Source organism: Pseudomonas sp. St386 (genome assembly GCF_018325865.1).
GTDB lineage: Bacteria > Pseudomonadota > Gammaproteobacteria > Pseudomonadales > Pseudomonadaceae > Aquipseudomonas > Aquipseudomonas brassicacearum.
Window position 1 is genome coordinate 1,468,423 of sequence record NZ_AP021900.1, and the last position, 15,550, is coordinate 1,483,972.

The 15,550-nt window shown below is 62.8% G+C and carries 14 protein-coding genes and 1 pseudogene; 7 read left to right on the forward strand and 8 right to left on the reverse strand.

Annotated features, from left to right (window positions below):
• Nucleotides 1-250: 250 nt before the first annotated feature.
• The 3 genes and pseudogenes from KI235_RS06425 to KI235_RS06435 form a co-directional block, all read right to left on the reverse strand.
• Nucleotides 251-1,939 carry an ATP-dependent DNA ligase gene (locus KI235_RS06425; protein ID WP_003198411.1) on the reverse strand — a complete coding sequence of 563 codons (1,689 nt, stop codon included), beginning with the start codon at nt 1,937-1,939 and terminating at the stop codon, nt 251-253.
• Nucleotides 1,936-2,967: a ligase-associated DNA damage response exonuclease gene (locus KI235_RS06430; RefSeq protein WP_003198413.1), complete on the reverse strand. Its 1,032-nt coding sequence runs from the start codon at nt 2,965-2,967 to the stop codon at nt 1,936-1,938. The genes KI235_RS06425 and KI235_RS06430 overlap by 4 nt, the downstream gene beginning before the upstream one ends.
• 284 nt (nt 2,968-3,251) lie before the next feature.
• Nucleotides 3,252-5,701 (reverse strand): annotated as a pseudogene (locus KI235_RS06435) (penicillin acylase family protein).
• A 207-nt stretch (nt 5,702-5,908) separates the two neighbouring features.
• Here KI235_RS06435 and KI235_RS06440 point away from each other — a divergent pair.
• Complete coding sequence (locus KI235_RS06440; protein WP_003198418.1) at nt 5,909-6,466, forward strand: cysteine hydrolase family protein; 558 nt, start codon at nt 5,909-5,911, stop codon at nt 6,464-6,466.
• 133 nt (nt 6,467-6,599) lie between these two features.
• Here the strand turns inward: KI235_RS06440 and KI235_RS06445 are convergent, their stop codons facing one another.
• The 4 genes from KI235_RS06445 to KI235_RS06460 form a co-directional block, all read right to left on the reverse strand.
• On the reverse strand, nt 6,600-6,803 hold the full coding sequence (locus tag KI235_RS06445) for an SEC-C metal-binding domain-containing protein (protein ID WP_003198420.1): 204 nt from the start codon (nt 6,801-6,803) through the stop codon (nt 6,600-6,602).
• 5 nt (nt 6,804-6,808) lie between these two features.
• A complete protein-coding gene (locus KI235_RS06450; protein ID WP_003198422.1) occupies nt 6,809-7,294 on the reverse strand; it encodes an LEA type 2 family protein in 486 nt (161 codons plus the stop codon).
• A gap of 69 nt (nt 7,295-7,363) precedes the next feature.
• Nucleotides 7,364-7,852 carry a YchJ family protein gene (locus KI235_RS06455; RefSeq protein ID WP_003198424.1) on the reverse strand — a complete coding sequence of 163 codons (489 nt, stop codon included), beginning with the start codon at nt 7,850-7,852 and terminating at the stop codon, nt 7,364-7,366.
• A 2-nt stretch (nt 7,853-7,854) separates the two neighbouring features.
• The gene (locus KI235_RS06460; RefSeq protein ID WP_027912089.1) at nt 7,855-8,352 is read right to left on the reverse strand and encodes a DUF6231 family protein; all 498 of its coding nucleotides are present in this window, start codon (nt 8,350-8,352) and stop codon (nt 7,855-7,857) included.
• Between the two features lie 191 nt (nt 8,353-8,543).
• Here KI235_RS06460 and KI235_RS06465 point away from each other — a divergent pair, with 191 nt between their 5' ends.
• The 4 genes from KI235_RS06465 (at nt 8,544) to KI235_RS06480 (ending at nt 11,217) form a co-directional block, all read left to right on the forward strand.
• Complete coding sequence (locus tag KI235_RS06465) at nt 8,544-9,239, forward strand: OmpA family protein (RefSeq protein WP_212795596.1); 696 nt, start codon at nt 8,544-8,546, stop codon at nt 9,237-9,239.
• A gap of 90 nt (nt 9,240-9,329) precedes the next feature.
• Nucleotides 9,330-10,055, forward strand: a complete 726-nt coding sequence (locus tag KI235_RS06470) for an OmpA family protein (protein WP_003198431.1) — start codon at nt 9,330-9,332, stop codon at nt 10,053-10,055.
• Between the two features lie 138 nt (nt 10,056-10,193).
• On the forward strand, nt 10,194-10,466 hold the full coding sequence (locus KI235_RS06475; RefSeq protein WP_003198434.1) for a DUF1145 domain-containing protein: 273 nt from the start codon (nt 10,194-10,196) through the stop codon (nt 10,464-10,466).
• Nucleotides 10,459-11,217 carry a hypothetical protein gene (locus KI235_RS06480; RefSeq protein WP_003198436.1) on the forward strand — a complete coding sequence of 253 codons (759 nt, stop codon included), beginning with the start codon at nt 10,459-10,461 and terminating at the stop codon, nt 11,215-11,217. Before KI235_RS06475 ends, KI235_RS06480 begins: the two co-directional genes overlap by 8 nt.
• A gap of 126 nt (nt 11,218-11,343) precedes the next feature.
• On the opposite strand, the gene KI235_RS06485 is transcribed toward KI235_RS06480, so the two are convergent.
• Nucleotides 11,344-11,808 (reverse strand): DUF2269 family protein, encoded by a 465-nt coding sequence (locus tag KI235_RS06485; protein WP_003198438.1) that lies wholly within the window; start codon nt 11,806-11,808, stop codon nt 11,344-11,346.
• Nucleotides 11,809-11,907: 99 nt separating this feature from the next.
• Between KI235_RS06485 and dinG the strand changes: the two genes are divergently transcribed.
• Both dinG and KI235_RS06495 read left to right on the forward strand, forming a co-directional pair.
• Nucleotides 11,908-14,052 (forward strand): ATP-dependent DNA helicase DinG, encoded by a 2,145-nt coding sequence (gene dinG / locus KI235_RS06490; RefSeq protein ID WP_003198440.1) that lies wholly within the window; start codon nt 11,908-11,910, stop codon nt 14,050-14,052.
• A 236-nt stretch (nt 14,053-14,288) separates the two neighbouring features.
• Nucleotides 14,289-15,434 carry an EstA family serine hydrolase gene (locus KI235_RS06495; RefSeq protein ID WP_003198442.1) on the forward strand — a complete coding sequence of 382 codons (1,146 nt, stop codon included), beginning with the start codon at nt 14,289-14,291 and terminating at the stop codon, nt 15,432-15,434.
• The last annotated feature ends 116 nt before the right edge of the window (nt 15,435-15,550 follow it).

The following is a 15,550-nucleotide window of genomic DNA, read 5'->3' on the forward strand; positions in this document are numbered from 1 at the left end:
TGGCAACGGAATGCGATGGTGCGCGGGGATGAGCGTACATCAAAAGATGCACCGGGATGGAGCGTGCGTTGTTTGGGAAACACTATGGGGTGAGCAATTATTTGTGGCGAGGGGATTTATCCCCGCTGGGCTGCGCAGCAGCCCCAACAGTCAGTCGCCTCGGAGTGTCAGGTTGTTCATCTCAGGCTTTTTGGGGGCCGCTTCGCAGCCCAGCGGGGATAAATCCCCTCGCCACAAAGAGCGTACCGCGCTATTTCAGCAGGTCCTGAAGTGTTGCCAAGGTATCTGCCTCTTCGACGGTTTTATCCTGGCGCCAGCGCAACATCCGTGGAAAGCGCACCGCGATCCCGCTCTTGTGGCGATTGGACAGGGCGATGCCTTCGAAACCCAGTTCGAACACCAGGGTGGGCGTGACGCTGCTCACCGGGCCGAACTTCTCCACGGTGGTCTTGCGCACGATGCTGTCGACCTGGCGCATTTCTGCATCGGTCAGCCCTGAATAAGCCTTGGCAAACGGCACCAGCGTGCGCTCGCGACTGTCCGGCGGGTTGTCCCATACGGCGAAGGTGTAGTCGCTGTACAGGCTGGCGCGCCGGCCGTGGCCGCGCTGGGCGTAGATCAGCACCGCGTCGACGCTGAAGGGGTCGATCTTCCATTTCCACCACACGCCCATGTCCTTGGTGCGACCGACGCCGTATAGCGCGTTGCGAGCCTTGAGCATCATGCCCTCGACACCGAGGCGGCGAGAGGCTTCACGTTGCCGGGCGAGGTCGAACCAGTCCTGGCCGGTGACCGTCGGCGATGGCAACAACACCGGGCTGTGAACACGGGCGATCAGCGCTTCCAGCCGTTCGCGGCGCTCGGCCTGGGGGCGGCTGCGCCAGTCCTCGCCTTGCCATTCCAGCAGGTCGTAGGCCATCACCACTACCGGGGCATCCTCGAGGATTTTCTTGCCCAGGGTCTTGCGACCGATGCGCTGTTGCAACAGGGCGAAGGGTTGCACCGCCGGCTGCAACGGCGCGTCCGGGTCGAAGGCGTCCCCGGTCACCGGTCGGGCGGTTTTCCACACCACGATTTCGCCATCGATCACGGTACCGTCGGGCAGTACCTGCGCCAGGGCGTGCAGTTCGGGGAAGCGCTCGGTCACCAGTTCTTCGCCTCGAGACCAGACCCATAAATGGCCATCGCGCTTGATCACCTGGGAACGGATGCCGTCCCATTTCCATTCCACCTGCCAGTCGTTGGCCGGTCCCAGCAGGGTGTCGAAATGCTCCACCGGGGCAGACAGGGCATGGGCCAGGAAAAACGGATAAGGCTGGCCGCCGCGCTGGGCATGTTCATCGGCGGATTCGGCCGCGATCAGCTTGAGGTAACTGGCGGCCGTCGGACGATGGGACAGGTCGGTGTAGCCCACCAGGCGTTGGGCCACCCGCTTGCTGTCCAGGTTGGCCATGCCGGCCAGGGCCCGGGTTACCAGCAGTTTTGACACGCCGACGCGAAAGCTGCCGGTAATGAGCTTGATGCACAGCATCAGGCTCGGCCGATCGAGTTGCGCCCACAGCGCCGGGAGCTGTTCAGCCAGGATTTCGGGCGACTCACCGCGCAACGGCAGCAGCTTCTCTTCGATCCACAGCGCCAGGCCTTCATCGGAGCTATGGGGCGATTCGGGTAATACCAGCGAAATGGTTTCGGCCAGGTCGCCCACGGCCTGATAACTTTCCTCGAACAGCCAGAGCGACAACCCGGATACCTGGACCGCCAACTCCCGCAGGATTTTTACCGGCACCAGTTGCCGTGGTCGCCCGCCGGACAGGAAGTACACGGCCCACGCCGCGTCCTGAGGCGAGGCCTTGGTGAAATAGGCTTGCATGGCGGCAAGCTTGGCATTGCTTGAGGTGGTGGCGTCCAGTTCGGCGTACAGCTCGGCGAAGGCTTTCATGACGCCTCCTCACCGCTGTCGGTGGCCGTGGCGAGGTCTTCTTCATCGTCACCGTATTCGGTACTGAACCCCTGGGCGTCGAGGCCTTGCTCGCAGAGATGGCGCACCAGCACGCTTACCGAGCCGTGCGTGACCATCACCCGCTCGGCGCCGGTCTGTTCGATGGCCCAGAGCAGGCCAGGCCAGTCGGCGTGGTCGGACAGCACAAAACCCCGGTCCACGCCGCGCCGCCGCCGCGTACCGCGCAGGCGCATCCAGCCGCTGGCGAAGGCGTCGCTGTAGTCGCCGAAGCGGCGCATCCAGCTGCTGCCACCGGCAGAGGGCGGGGCGATGACCAGCGCCCGGCCCATGATCGGGTCGTTCTTGTTGATGTCGCTGGCATAAATTGTCGGCGGCAGGTGAACACCGGCCTCGCGGTAGACCCGGTTCAGTGGCTCCACCGCCCCATGGGCCAGGATCGGGCCGAGGCTTTCATCGATGCCGTGAAGAATCCGCTGGGCCTTGCCGAAGGAATAGCAGAACAACACGCTGGCTCGGCCGGCGGCGATGTTCCCGCGCCACCACTGGTTGATCTCTTCGAAGATCTGCGCCTGGGGCTGCCAGCGGTAGATTGGCAGGCCGAAGGTCGATTCAGTGATGAAGGTATGGCATTTCACCGGCTCGAACGGGGTGCAGGTGCCGTCAGGCTCGACTTTGTAATCCCCCGACGCCACCCAGACCTCGCCTTGATATTCCAGCCGCACCTGGGCCGAGCCCAGCACATGGCCGGCGGGGTGAAAGCTCAAGGTCACGCCATGATGCGACAGGCGTTCGCCGTAGGGCAGGGTTTGCAGGTTGATGTCCTGGCCCAGGCGTGAACGCAGAATGCCTTCGCCGGGTGCCGCTGCCAGGTAGTGTTGGTTGCCGCTGCGGGCATGGTCGCCGTGGGCGTGGGTGATGACCGAACGTTCCACCGCACGCCACGGGTCGATGTAGAAATCCCCGGGCGGACAGTACAAGCCTTCGGGGCGGGCAATGACAAGATCCATGCAGTCACCGGAGCGATGGGCTTGTCAGGTAGAGGCGAGGGTAAGGGGAGAAGTTCTATCGGATTTTCGGGGGGCAGGATCGGGTGATGGGATGGACAAATGTGGCGAGGAAATCTAGCAAAACGTCGCCCCGCCCCGCTGGCCTGTGGGACTGTAGGAGCTGACGAGTGCAACGAGGCTGCGATCTTTCCCCTGACGCTTGAATCTCAAGCGAAAGCTCAAAAGATCGTCCGAACGCGGCCCGAGCCTTCGGCAGCTCCTACAGGGCGATGAACAGCCTGCTGTTATTTGCCAGGCACCAGGGTCAACCGCGACTTGCCATAGCCCCGATCGAAATTCTGCGATTGCAACGGCAGGCTCTGGTACTGCCCCTTGATCCACGGATCGATGCCATTGGCGTAGTTCGGGCTGACCGGGTTGCCGGACTGTCCGGCACCATCCTGGATCATCAACGGTTCAGGCTGGCCGAAGTCGATGATAAAGCGCATGGCTGGCGCCAGGGTGGTGTTGAAGTCCTGCCCCCAGCGAACGCTGCGGTGTTGAGCGTGCTGGCGTCGCCACCGGCCGGCAGCGGGCCGCGTACGATCTGGCTGTTGCTGTTCTTCCACGCGTAGCGATGCAACTGGCCCCACTGCCAAGCCTTGCGATCACCGCCCAACTGGCTTTCACCGGCGCTGATGGTGGCGGCCAGGCTGCGGGCGAGGATGACGGCCTTGTCTTCTTTCTGAGGTGTGCGCACATCGTCCCAGAACGGGCTGTCTTCACGCCCCAGCAGATGATCGGCCTGGGCCGAGTAGGACAATTGGCCGTTGGCGACCAGCGCCTTCCACGCCGCGCTGCTGTCCGGGCCCAGTTCGTCGAGGAAAATCTGCTTCATGCTTTCCTGCAGGAACAGCTCATAGATCGCCGCGTCGGCGGAGGTCGGGCTGAGCCGGCCATCAAATGCCATCAAGCGAGTGTAGGCCTCGCGGGCCTTGGCCCGGTCAGCCACCGGCAGGGCTTCGATCGCCTGTTTGAGCGGCTGGGCCATGCCCGGTGCTTCGAAGACTTTCTTGAGCTTGGCCGCGAACGTCGTGCCTTGGTCATATTGCATGGCGGTCAGGCTGCGAGTGTCGTGCTTGCCCGCGCCGGCCAGCTCGGCCATGCGTTCGCCACGCTCCGGTGCGGCCCACGAGTTGGACAGCTGCATGCCATAGCCGTGTGGGATGACCCGTTGGTTGGCCGTGCCAAGCCAGCCCTGGGCCGGGTCCTGATCATAAGGGTGCAGCATCGGGTCGGCGTAACCGTCCCAATCGTAGCGACCGTCCCAACCCGGCGACGGCAACAGGCCTTCGCCTTCGCGGCGGTTTGGATAGCGACCGGTGACTTGCCAGCCGATATGGCTGGCGTCGGCAAATACCAGGTTCACCGCCATGGCGCGGATTTCCCGGCTGGCGTCGGAGGCTTTCTCGACGGTCTGCGCCCGGGACAGGTCGAAGAAGGCATCCAAAGTCTTGTCGTCGCTCAAGCTCGGCGTCTGCAAGGCCAGGCCAAAGCCGTTGGCCATGGCCGGGCCCTGGGCGCTGTTGAGCAGCGGGCCGTGACGGGTCTCGAACACCGCTTCACGAATCGGCCGCTGGCCTTTGATGAAATAGGTTTCGTTGCGCACGATCGCTGGCTGCCATTTGCCGTTGACCTCATAGGACAGGCTGTTGCCCTGGCGGCGGATTTTTTCCAGGAACAGGTCCTGGTTGTCCCCCAGTACGCTGGTCATGCTCCAGGCCACTTTGCCGTTGAACCCGGCCAGGATCATCGGGATCCCCGCCACGGAAATCCCGGCCGCCTGGTACTTGGGTGCGCGGATCTGTACGGGGCTCCACAGCCCCGGCATGCCCAGCGGCCCATGGCTGTCGCTGGCCAACAGGCTCTTGCCGCTGCGGCTGCGTTGCGGCGCGATGGCCCAGTTACTCGAAGACGCAGCGCTCAAAAGGTTCAGCTCGGCCAACTGGCTGGTGGCCTTGCTGATCTCGTTCAGGCCCGGAATCTGGCCATTGAGTCGCAAGCCCTGGAGTTTGTCGGCCTCGGCCATGGGCAGTGGTTCGTCTGGATAGGACGGGCTCAGCCAGGCGAGTTTGTCATTGGTGACGGTCTGGGCCAGTACCAGGCTGGCGATTTCTTCCGGCAGGTTGGCTGACTGGCTGAAATTCAGCAGGCAGAACATCAGCGCCGAGTCTTCCGGTTTCCAGTATTCGGGTTTGTAGCCGGTGGCGGCCAGGTCCGACGGCAACTTGTCGCGGTAGCGGAACAGGTAGGCGTTGACGCCGCGGGCATAGACTTCGAAGAAGCGCTTGAGCCGTGGCGAAGATGCCTTGTACAGCTCGTCGGCGTTTTTCTTCAGGTTGACGGCGCGCATGTAGCGGTCGACGTCCAGCCGTTCGGCGCCGGACATCTCTGCCAGCCGCCCCTGGGCCAGTAGGCGCAGGGTCACCATCTGGGTGATGCGATCGCTGGCGTGGACGTAGCCGAGGGTGAACAGGGCGTCATGGAAGCTGTTGCTTTCGATCAGCGGCATGCCCGTGGCATTGCGCCGGACCGAGACGTTCTGCGCCAGCCCCTTGAGCGGTTGCACACCGGAAGTCGGTGGGACAGTGTCCTGGGCATTCCAGGTCTGGCATCCGCTCAAGCCGAGCACACTGGCCACTGCGGCGGCAACGCCGAGCCGGGGGATAAGGGAAATAGAGGCTGGCGAGGCCATGGCAAAGCTCCTGCGGGAGGGGGGGTGGCACCAATAAAGGCGCTACGTTAGTGAGCAGGAGGGGGCCGCGCAAGCGGGGCGAGGGTTATTTGTTGGTTTGGCGATGAAACTCCGGGGCTGGGGCATCGCTTTTGCTCGAAGGCTTGCCTGTAGGAAGAGGTGATGCTCAAGTGTGGAAGATTCAGTGATCGAGAAGAGAAAACTGGTATGGAGCTACAACACAACGCAGCGCTGATCCTCATCGATCAACAAAAAGGCATCCTTCATCCCAGACTCGGCCCTCGCAACAATCCCGAGGCAGAGCTGCGCATGCTCGAGCTACTGGCTTTATGGCGACACACGGCACGACCGGTGATTCACGTCCACCACTTGTCCCGCTCGCCGGACTCGGTGTTCTGGCCGGGGCAGTCGGGCGTGGAGGTCCAGCCACGGTTCGAACCGCTGGCGGGGGAAGGGCTGGTGCAGAAACAAGTACCGGATGCGTTCAGTGGCACGCGCCTGGAGGAAGACCTGCGCAGGGCGGGCATCGGGCAACTGGTGATCGTCGGCGTGGCGACGCACAACTCGGTGGAGTCCACGGCGCGTACGGCCGGCAACCTGGGATTCGACACGTGGGTGGTCGAGGATGCCTGCTTTACCTTCGACAAGAGCGATTACTTCGGCAACGCCCGTTCGGCGGCCGACGTGCATGCCATGTCCCTGGGCAACTTGCATGGCGAGTATGCGACGGTGGTTGCTGTGAAGCGGATTTTGCAGGCGGGCTGACAGACAGGTGCTGAATGTGCCGGCCTCATCGCGAGCAGGCTCGCTCCCACATTGATTCTTCGCAAATCTCCTGTGGGAGCGAGCTTGCTCGCGATGACGGTCTAGCAGGCGAAAAGGTTTTTCGCCCGGACCCTCAAGCCCCGTGGCACTTCTTGAATTTCTTGCCATTGCCGCACGGGCAAGGGTCGTTGCGGCCGACATCCTTCAGGGCGTTGCGCACCGGTTCCTGGTGGGCGTGGCCGCAGTTCGGACCGTGGACATGGCCGTGGTCATGATCGTGATGATGGTCGTGATCGTGGTTGCAATCAGGGCCATGGACGTGGGGTTGTTGGGTCATCGGGGTTACTCCGCAATAAAATCGGCGGCGATTATCACGCCATTGCGTTCCAGGTGCACGTAGTGAGCGATGAATAATCCGGTTTCCAGCTCACCTTCCAGACGATAGGGGATCTGTTCCCGGGGTTTCTCCAGCAACTTCACCACCTGCCGCACCTGCGGCCACAGGTTGGTGCGGATCGGCACCTTGAAGTAGGCGCTGTGCCGGGGGCTCACGGTGAACCAGTGTTCATGCTCACCTTCGGTCAGCAACAGGTCGCCCAGGTGGATGCGGTATGTCAGGCCGCGAACGGTCAGGTCGCTGTCGCCGGGGTTATCGACGCGAAAGTGCAGCATGAACTTCTGTTCCAGCAGCCGGGCCCGCACCACCTCGACCTTGACCAGGTGCACCTGTGGTTCAGGGGCTTCTTCACCTTGCCAGGACGCGCAACCGCCGAGCCCGACGAACAGCAGCAGGCAGGTGATGCGCAGCAGGAGTGATGTGGCGGTCATGTCCGAGCCTCTGGTTTACCCCCAGTCTAGCCCCATGGGCCGATGGATGAGTGTCGGACATTTGCGAGATCAACGATTGAAGTAGCCGGCGCAGCACTTTTTGAATTTATGCCCGCTACCGCAAGGGCAGCCGTCGTTGCGGCCGGTCTTGACCGGTACGGTCGGGTCGATGAAGTACCAGCGCCCGCTGTTCTGTACGAAGGAGGACTGCTCGCGGTGGCTGTGCTCGCCCTGGCCGTCGTGCCAGCGTGCCGTGAACGTGACAAAGGCGTGTTCCGGTTGACCACCGAGCACTTCGCTGCTTTCCACTTCCAGCCCCAACCAGGTGCTGTTGGCGCTCCACTCGCTGATCGACTGGCGATCGAGGCCTGGCTGCTGGGCGGGCAGGGTGGTGGCGACCAGGTAATCAACCAGCCCCAGCACATAGGCGCTGTAGCGCGAGCGCATCAAGGCTTCGGCGCAGGGCGCCGGGTGACCGTCGTGGTAGTGGCCGCAGCAGGCGTCCAGTGGGTTTCCACTGCCGCAGGGGCAAATGGGTGTGTGCGGGCTTGTGTTCACGGTTACCACCAGTATTTTCCAAAATTTTCCGGGTTGGCCCAAAAGCGCGAGTTGAGCCAGTCGGGGACCTGTTTGTATTCAAGCAGATCGTAGGTAAACAGGGTCAGGACCTGATCTTCGCGCTGGAATCGCTCGCTGGCTTGCAGGGCCAGGGAAAAAAAGTCCGTCTCTTGCCAGCCGCAGGCGTTGAGGTCTGCCAGCACGGCGATGCGGCTGGCATTGAGATTGCGGATGCCACCCAACAGGTTCAGACCCTCGCGCTTGGGCAAATGCTCCAGGCAATCGAGCGCCAGGGCCAGGTCAAAACGCCGCGCCGCCACCTCCGCCGGCAGTGCGCCGGGGCTGGCGTGGACCACTTCGGTGTCGGGATGGGCCTGCTGGAATGCTTCGAGCGCGGGAAAGCCGCTGGCACCGATCAATAGCAGTTTTTGCGGGGCATAACGGTCAAGCACGGCCGCCAAGGCTTGCTGGGGCGTACGCGCAGAAATGGCAACGGTCATCGAAGTTCCTCAGTCAGAACCACCACGATAGCCTGCCCGGACATCGTGGCCTAGAGCGGTTTGTCCCTGAACGTGCGGAATCTTCGCAAACACGGGGCGAAAACCCGCGATTACTCAGGCTGGCGCAGATTCGAAGACGGGTCTTTACTCCCCTGAATCGGCGACAAGCCGATCCCTCAAGGAGAAAACCGATGAGCATAGTTCGGACAGCGTTACCCCTGGTTCTGCTAACCAGTGTGTTGACTGGTTGCGCAGGTTTGCAGAAAACCGACTGGCCGACCTGTGCCGCCGTCGGCGGTGTGATCGGCGCAGGCTTGGGCGCCACCGAAAGTAGTTCCTGGGCTGGCGGCGGCGCGTTGTTCGTCGGTGGCATGGCGGCGGCTTATTGCTGGGTACACGGCGATGGCGATGAAGACGGCGATGGCGTGCCGGACAGCCGCGACAAGTGCCCGGGCACACCGAAGGGCGTGCAGGTCGATGCCGACGGTTGCCCACCTCCCGCACCACCGCCAATGGCTGAAGAGCCTCCAGTGGTCAAGGAAGAAACCATCGTGATCCGCGACGTGCACTTTGAGTTCAACAAAGCCACGCTGACCCCGGCCGACAAAAATGTCCTGAGCGGCGTTGCGACCCGGCTGAAACAGGAAACGTCCACCACGCAACTGCGGGTCACCGGCCATACCGACAGTGTCGGCAGCGATGCCTACAACCAACGGTTGTCGGAGAAACGGGCCAACTCGGTGGTGCAGTACCTGGTCGACAACGGCGTACCGCGTGCCAGTTTTGTCTCGGTGTCCGGCGCCGGTGAGAGCCAGCCGGTGGCCGATAACAAGACCGCCGACGGCCGCGCAATGAACCGTCGCACGGAAATCAAGATAAACCGTTGAAACCCTTGCCATCCGCGGCTTGTGGAGTTGCGGATGCGGGTCTTTACTCCTGTGTGACCGGTATGGGCCGGTGACACAGGAGCCTTCATCATGAACGTTCTAATCAGGGCCGCCTTACCGGTACTGCTGGCGAGCAGTCTGTTGTCCGGTTGCGCCACTCACAGCGACGGCAGCGCACCTCTCAATCAACGCACCTGGCCAATCTGTAGCCTGATCGGCGGTCTGGTCGGTGGCGGGTTGGGGGCCATTGAAAGCAGCGGTTGGGCCGCCGGTGGCGCCGCGTTGGGGCTGCTGGGCGGTGGTTTGATCTGCTACGCCCAGGATGGCGATGAAGACGACGACGGGGTGTTCGACCGCCGCGACCGTTGCCCTGATACACCGGCCAATACCCCTGTCGAACATCACGGTTGCCCGGTGCCGCAATACCCGGCCAGTGCCCCACCTGTGGAGCCTGAAGCACCGGCTAGCGAGGTCATCACCCTCAACGATGCCGGCAAGGTACTGTTCGATTTCGACAAATCCGACCTCACCGCAGAAGCTCGAAGCCAGCTCGATGGGCTGATGGGCAAGCTCAGCCATGCCAATGTCGCTAGCATCCGGGTCGTGGGTCACACCGACAGTGTCGGCAGTGATGCCTATAACCAGGGGCTGTCTGAACGTCGGGCCAGCAGCGTCGTGGAGTATTTGCTGACCCAGGGGCTGGCCCCCGACAAACTCACCAGCGAAGGCAAAGGCGAAAGCGAGCCGGTGGCCGACAATGAGACCGACGAAGGACGGGCGCAGAACCGTCGGGTCGAGCTGCATATCCAGCGTTGAAGCGCGGGCCAGGGCTACCGGGTCGTCGGGAAGGCGAGCCGGGGCTCAGGTTAGATTAAATTTGCCTGACCCTCTGGCTTATCCTGCGCGCAAGCCGTTACTGTGCGCGCAAAGAATAATTCCCGATCAGGGGGGCATATGAAGGTGTTTTGGGGGCTGGGGCGCTTGCTGACCCTGTTGTTCTGGCTGGTGGTGCTGGTCAATCTGGTCGTGCCGTTCGTCCATCCGCTGCATCTGCTGGTCAACGTCGCCGGCGCGTTTTTGCTGGTGCTCCATGTGCTGGAACTGCTGTTGTTCAGGGCCAGTTTCCGTGGCCGCCCCGCGCCAGGTCGTGATCGCCTCAGAGTGCTGCTGTTCGGTATCTTCCATTTGCAAACCCTCCCGACCGCGCCAGAGGCTTCCCATGCGTAAATTGTGTCTGCTCGCCGCACTCGTATGCCCGTGGGCTTCGGCCCAGGTGGTCCAGGTCGAAAGCCATTCGTTGATGCGCCTGCCCAACACCACCAGCACCCTGGCCCTCGAGCGACTGGACGTGGCCGACTACGGCACGCTGCTGGTGCCTTCCAATGTCACTGAACTGACCATCGATCAATTGCACCTGGGACGTGAGGCGCGGATCGCCATCGTGCCAGCGCAGCAGGTATTGGAAATGAAAGTGGCCCAGGCTGAGCTGGCCGAGGGCAGCCAGATCACTTCACGCGGCGCACCGGGTACCTATACCAAGGCCGCGCGGCCTGGGCGCGATCTCAACCTGCGTTTCAATGCCTTGAATGCGCCGCTGTTGTCGGTGGATGCCCGCGGTGGTACCGGTGCGCCGGGTTTCGTCGGTCTTGACGGCGCCAATGGCCAGGCGCCGGGTTGCACCTGGGGTTCGGCCGGTCGCGGGGCCGACGGCAGCAATGGCAGCGATGGCCAGCCGGGTGCGGCCGGTGCGCTGGTACGCCTTGAACTGCCCCGCGCCTATCCTGCCGAGCAGATCAAAGTGACGGTGGACGGCGGTGCCGGTGGCGCGGCGGGGCACGGCGGCAAACCCGGGGCGGGAGGCAAGGCCAAGGGCTGCCTGGTCTATACCGCTGACGGCGGCAAAAGCGGTCGTCCTGGCGCTGACGGTCAGCCTGGGCCTGCCGGAGCGGCTGGGGTGGTAACGGTGCAGCGGTTCTGAAGAAAAACCTGATCTGAACCTGTGGGAGCGAGCTTGCTCGCGATAGTGGTATGTCAGTCACATAAGGCTGACTGATCCACCGCTATCGCGAGCAAGCTCGCTCCCACAGGGTCTTGTACAATCTTTTCAGAACATCGGTCGCGCCGCGCCAATCGCCACCACCAGCAAGCCGATCAACAGGTTGATCCCCACCAACCGCCGAATCTTCCCCAGCACCGCCGCACCCGCCGGCCAGTCCTGCGCCGTCACGGCGCTACGCAATGCCGGCAGCTGCAGGCCTTGGATGCGGATAAACAGCGCTGTCATCACCACGTACAACCCCATCATCACCTGCACGTACCGCGGCGCGGTTTCGAAACCGGCGAAGCGCACATGGATCAGGCCTACACCGCTGATCGGTAAAAGCACCACGGCGACCCAGACCCAGACGAAAAAACGCTGAAACACTTCTACCCACAGCTTGAGCCGGGCAGGGCCCTCAAGCGCCGTCATTGCGGCGGGGCGCAGGATCATCCAGGCGAAGAACATGCCGCCGACCCAGACCAGGGCCGCCAGTAAATGCAGGGTGTAGACGAGGGCAAAGGGTGTCATTGGGTTACTCCGTTCTGCGCAGGATTCATTAGCGGGGTATGATAACCGCCGATCCGAACCACTGAAAATTTATCCAGCGTTTTTAGCGCCCGACCATACATGATCAGCACCGAACTCAAAACCACGATCCAGGGCGCCTATTCGCGTTTTCTCGAAGCCAAGAGCCTCAAGCCGCGATATGGCCAGCGCCTGATGATTGCCGAAGTGGCAAAAGTCCTGGGTGACATCGACACCGACGACGAAGGTCGGCGCAGTGGCGAGCCCGCTATCGTGGCGGTGGAGGCCGGCACCGGTACCGGCAAGACCGTGGCCTACAGCCTGGCGGCGATTCCCACTGCCAAGGCCGCCGGCAAACGCCTGGTGATCGCCACGGCCACCGTCGCCCTGCAGGAGCAGATCGTCTACAAGGACCTGCCCGACCTGATGCGCAATAGCGGGCTGAATTTCACGTTCGCGCTGGCCAAGGGCCGTGGGCGCTACATGTGCCTTTCCAAGCTCGACATGTTGCTCCAGGAAGGCCACGCGCAGACCGCCACGGCCCAGTTGTTCGAAGAAGAAGGCTTCAAGATTGAAGTCGATGAGGCCAGCCAGAAGCTGTTCACCAGCATGATCGAGAAGCTGGCCGGCAATAAATGGGACGGCGACCGCGACAGCTGGTCCACGGCCCTGGAAGACGCCGACTGGTCCCGCCTGACCACCGATCATAGCCAGTGCACCAACCGGCATTGCCCGAACTTCGGCCAGTGCGCCTTCTACAAGGCTCGCGAAGGCATGGGCAAGGTCGACGTCATCGTCACCAACCACGACATGGTGCTGGCCGACCTGGCCCTGGGCGGTGGTGCGGTGCTGCCGGACCCGCGCGACACGATCTACGTGTTCGACGAAGGTCACCACCTGCCGGACAAGGCCATCGGCCATTTCGCCCATTACACCCGGCTGCGCTCCACCGCCGACTGGCTGGAAACCACTGCCAAGAACCTCACCAAACTGTTGGCCCAGCATCCATTGCCGGGCGACCTGGGCAAGTTCATCGAGCAAGTGCCGGAGCTGGCGCGGGAAATCAAGACGAACCAGCAGTTCATGTTCACCGCTTGCGAGCAGGTGGCCGACTTCAAGCCCGGCGAAGACGTCGAGGGCCGCGAGCGGCCACGCCATCGGTTTGTCGGCGGGGTGATCCCCGAGCACATGCGCGAAATGGGCATCGAGCTCAAGAAAGGTTTCGCACGCCTGACCGACCTGTTCACGCGCCTGACCGACCTGCTCAAGGAAGGCATGGATGGCGAGGTCAACATCGGAATCGCCAGCAACCAGGCCGAGGAGTGGTACCCGCTGTTTGGCAGCCTGTTGTCCCGCTCACAAGGCAACTGGGAACTGTGGACGGCCTTCACCGCCGAAGACCCGGAAGACAACCCGCCAATGGCGCGGTGGCTGACCCTGGCCGAAAGCGGTTCGCTGTTCGATATCGAGGTCAATGCCAGCCCGATCCTGGCGGCGGAAATGCTGCGTCGCAACCTGTGGAACGTGGCCTATGGCGCGCTGGTGACGTCCGCCACGCTGACCGCCCTGGGCACGTTCGACCGCTTCCGCATGCGCGCCGGCCTGCCGAAGAAAGCCGTGACCGCCGTGGTCCCGAGCCCCTTCCACCACGCCGACGCCGGCGTGCTGCGGGTGCCGGACCTCAAGGCCGATCCGCGGGATGCCGCTGCCCACACGGCGGCGATCATCCGCGACCTGCCGGAACTGGTGGAAGGCTCACGGGGCACCCTGGTGCTGTTTTCCTCGCGCAAACAGATGCAGGACGTGTTCGATGGCCTTGACCGTGACTGGCGCAAGCAGGTGTTCATCCAGGGCAACCTGTCGAAGCAGGAAACCCTGAACAAACACAAGGCGCGGGTCGATGGTGGGGATTCCAGCGTGCTGTTCGGTCTGGCGAGTTTTGCCGAAGGCGTGGACTTGCCCGGTGCCTATTGCGAGCACGTGGTGATTGCCAAGATTCCGTTCTCGGTCCCCGATGACCCGGTGGAAGCCGCGCTGGCCGAGTGGATCGAAGCCCGAGGCGGCAACCCGTTCATGGAAATTTCCGTACCGGACGCTTCGCTGAAGCTGGTCCAGGCGTGTGGCCGCCTGCTGCGCACCGAGGAAGACCGCGGCACCATCACCTTGCTCGACCGCAGGCTGGTAACCCAGCGCTATGGCAAGGCGATCCTCAACGCGCTGCCGCCGTTTCGGCGGGAGATTTCCTGAGGCTGCTGCGATTTCACGGTGAAGCAATGTATTTGTGGGAGCAAGGCTGCCCGCGATGAAGGCACCTGAGTTTCAGAAAGACCTCGCGGGCCTCATCGCGGGCAAGCCTTGCTCCCACAGGTTCTTCTTGCCTCGGTGGGCATGCTTAGCCAGCCGTCTTGCGACGGTTCCCAAAAACCCTAATGGCTGAAACAATGCCTGCCACCTTAAAAGTGTTTGTTTCAAGGGAGTTACGGGTGCAGATTCAAGGCCATTATGAACTTCAGTTCGAGGCGGTGCGTGAAGCGTTCGCGGCGCTGTTCGATAATCCCCAGGAGCGCGGCGCGGCGTTGTGCATCCAGGTGGGTGGTCGCACGGTAATCGATCTGTGGGCCGGTACCGCCGACAAGGATGGCCATGAAGCCTGGCACAGCGACACCATCGCCAACCTGTTTTCCTGCACCAAGACCTTCACCGCCGTCACCGCCCTGCAACTGGTGGCCGAAGGCAAGTTGCAGCTGGATGCCCCGGTAGCCCGCTATTGGCCCGAGTTTGCCGCCGCCGGCAAGCAATCCATTACCCTGCGTCAGTTGCTCTGCCATCAGGCCGGGCTGCCGGCGCTGCGTGAATTGCTGCCGCCCGAAGCGCTTTATGACTGGCAAGCCATGGTCGATGCCCTGGCCGCCGAAGCACCTTGGTGGACGCCGGGCGAGGGTCACGGTTATGCCGCGATCACCTATGGCTGGCTGATCGGCGAGCTGCTGCGAAGGGCTGATGGGCGTGGTCCGGGTGAGTCCATCGTGGCCCGTGTGGCCAAGCCGTTGGGCCTGGATTTTCATGTTGGCCTGGCCGACGAGGAGTTTCATCGCGTGGCCCACATCGCCCGTGGCAAAGGTAACGTCGGCGATGCCGCGGCCCAACGCCTGCTGCAGGTGACGATGCGCGAGCCCACGGCCATGACCACCCGGGCCTTCACCAACCCGCCGTCGATCATGACCAGTACCAACAAATCGGAGTGGCGGCGCATGCAGCAACCGGCGGCCAACGGCCACGGTAACGCCCGTAGCCTGGCCGGGTTCTATGCGGGGCTGCTGGATGGCAGCCTGCTGGAAGGTGAAATGCTCGATGAACTGACTCGCCAGCACAGCTTCGGCGAGGATAAGACTTTGTTGACCCAGACCCGTTTCGGCCTGGGTTGCATGCTCGACCAGCCGGATGTGCCGAATGCGACCTACGGCCTCGGCCCACGGGCGTTCGGTCATCCGGGGGCCGGGGGCTCCTTGGGTTTTGCCGACCCGGAACATGATGTGGCTTTTGGCTTCGTGACCAACACGCTCGGGCCTTACGTATTGATGGACCCGCGCGCGCAGAACCTTGCGAAGGTACTTGCCACTTGTCTATAAAACGCCATTGAAGGCGGCGGGCACCGGAACCTCGGGGCCTTTTCAGTTTCCAAGCGACTGTTTATGCGGCCAAAACATGGCCTTTATTTTCCATTTACATCATTTTGTGGATATCC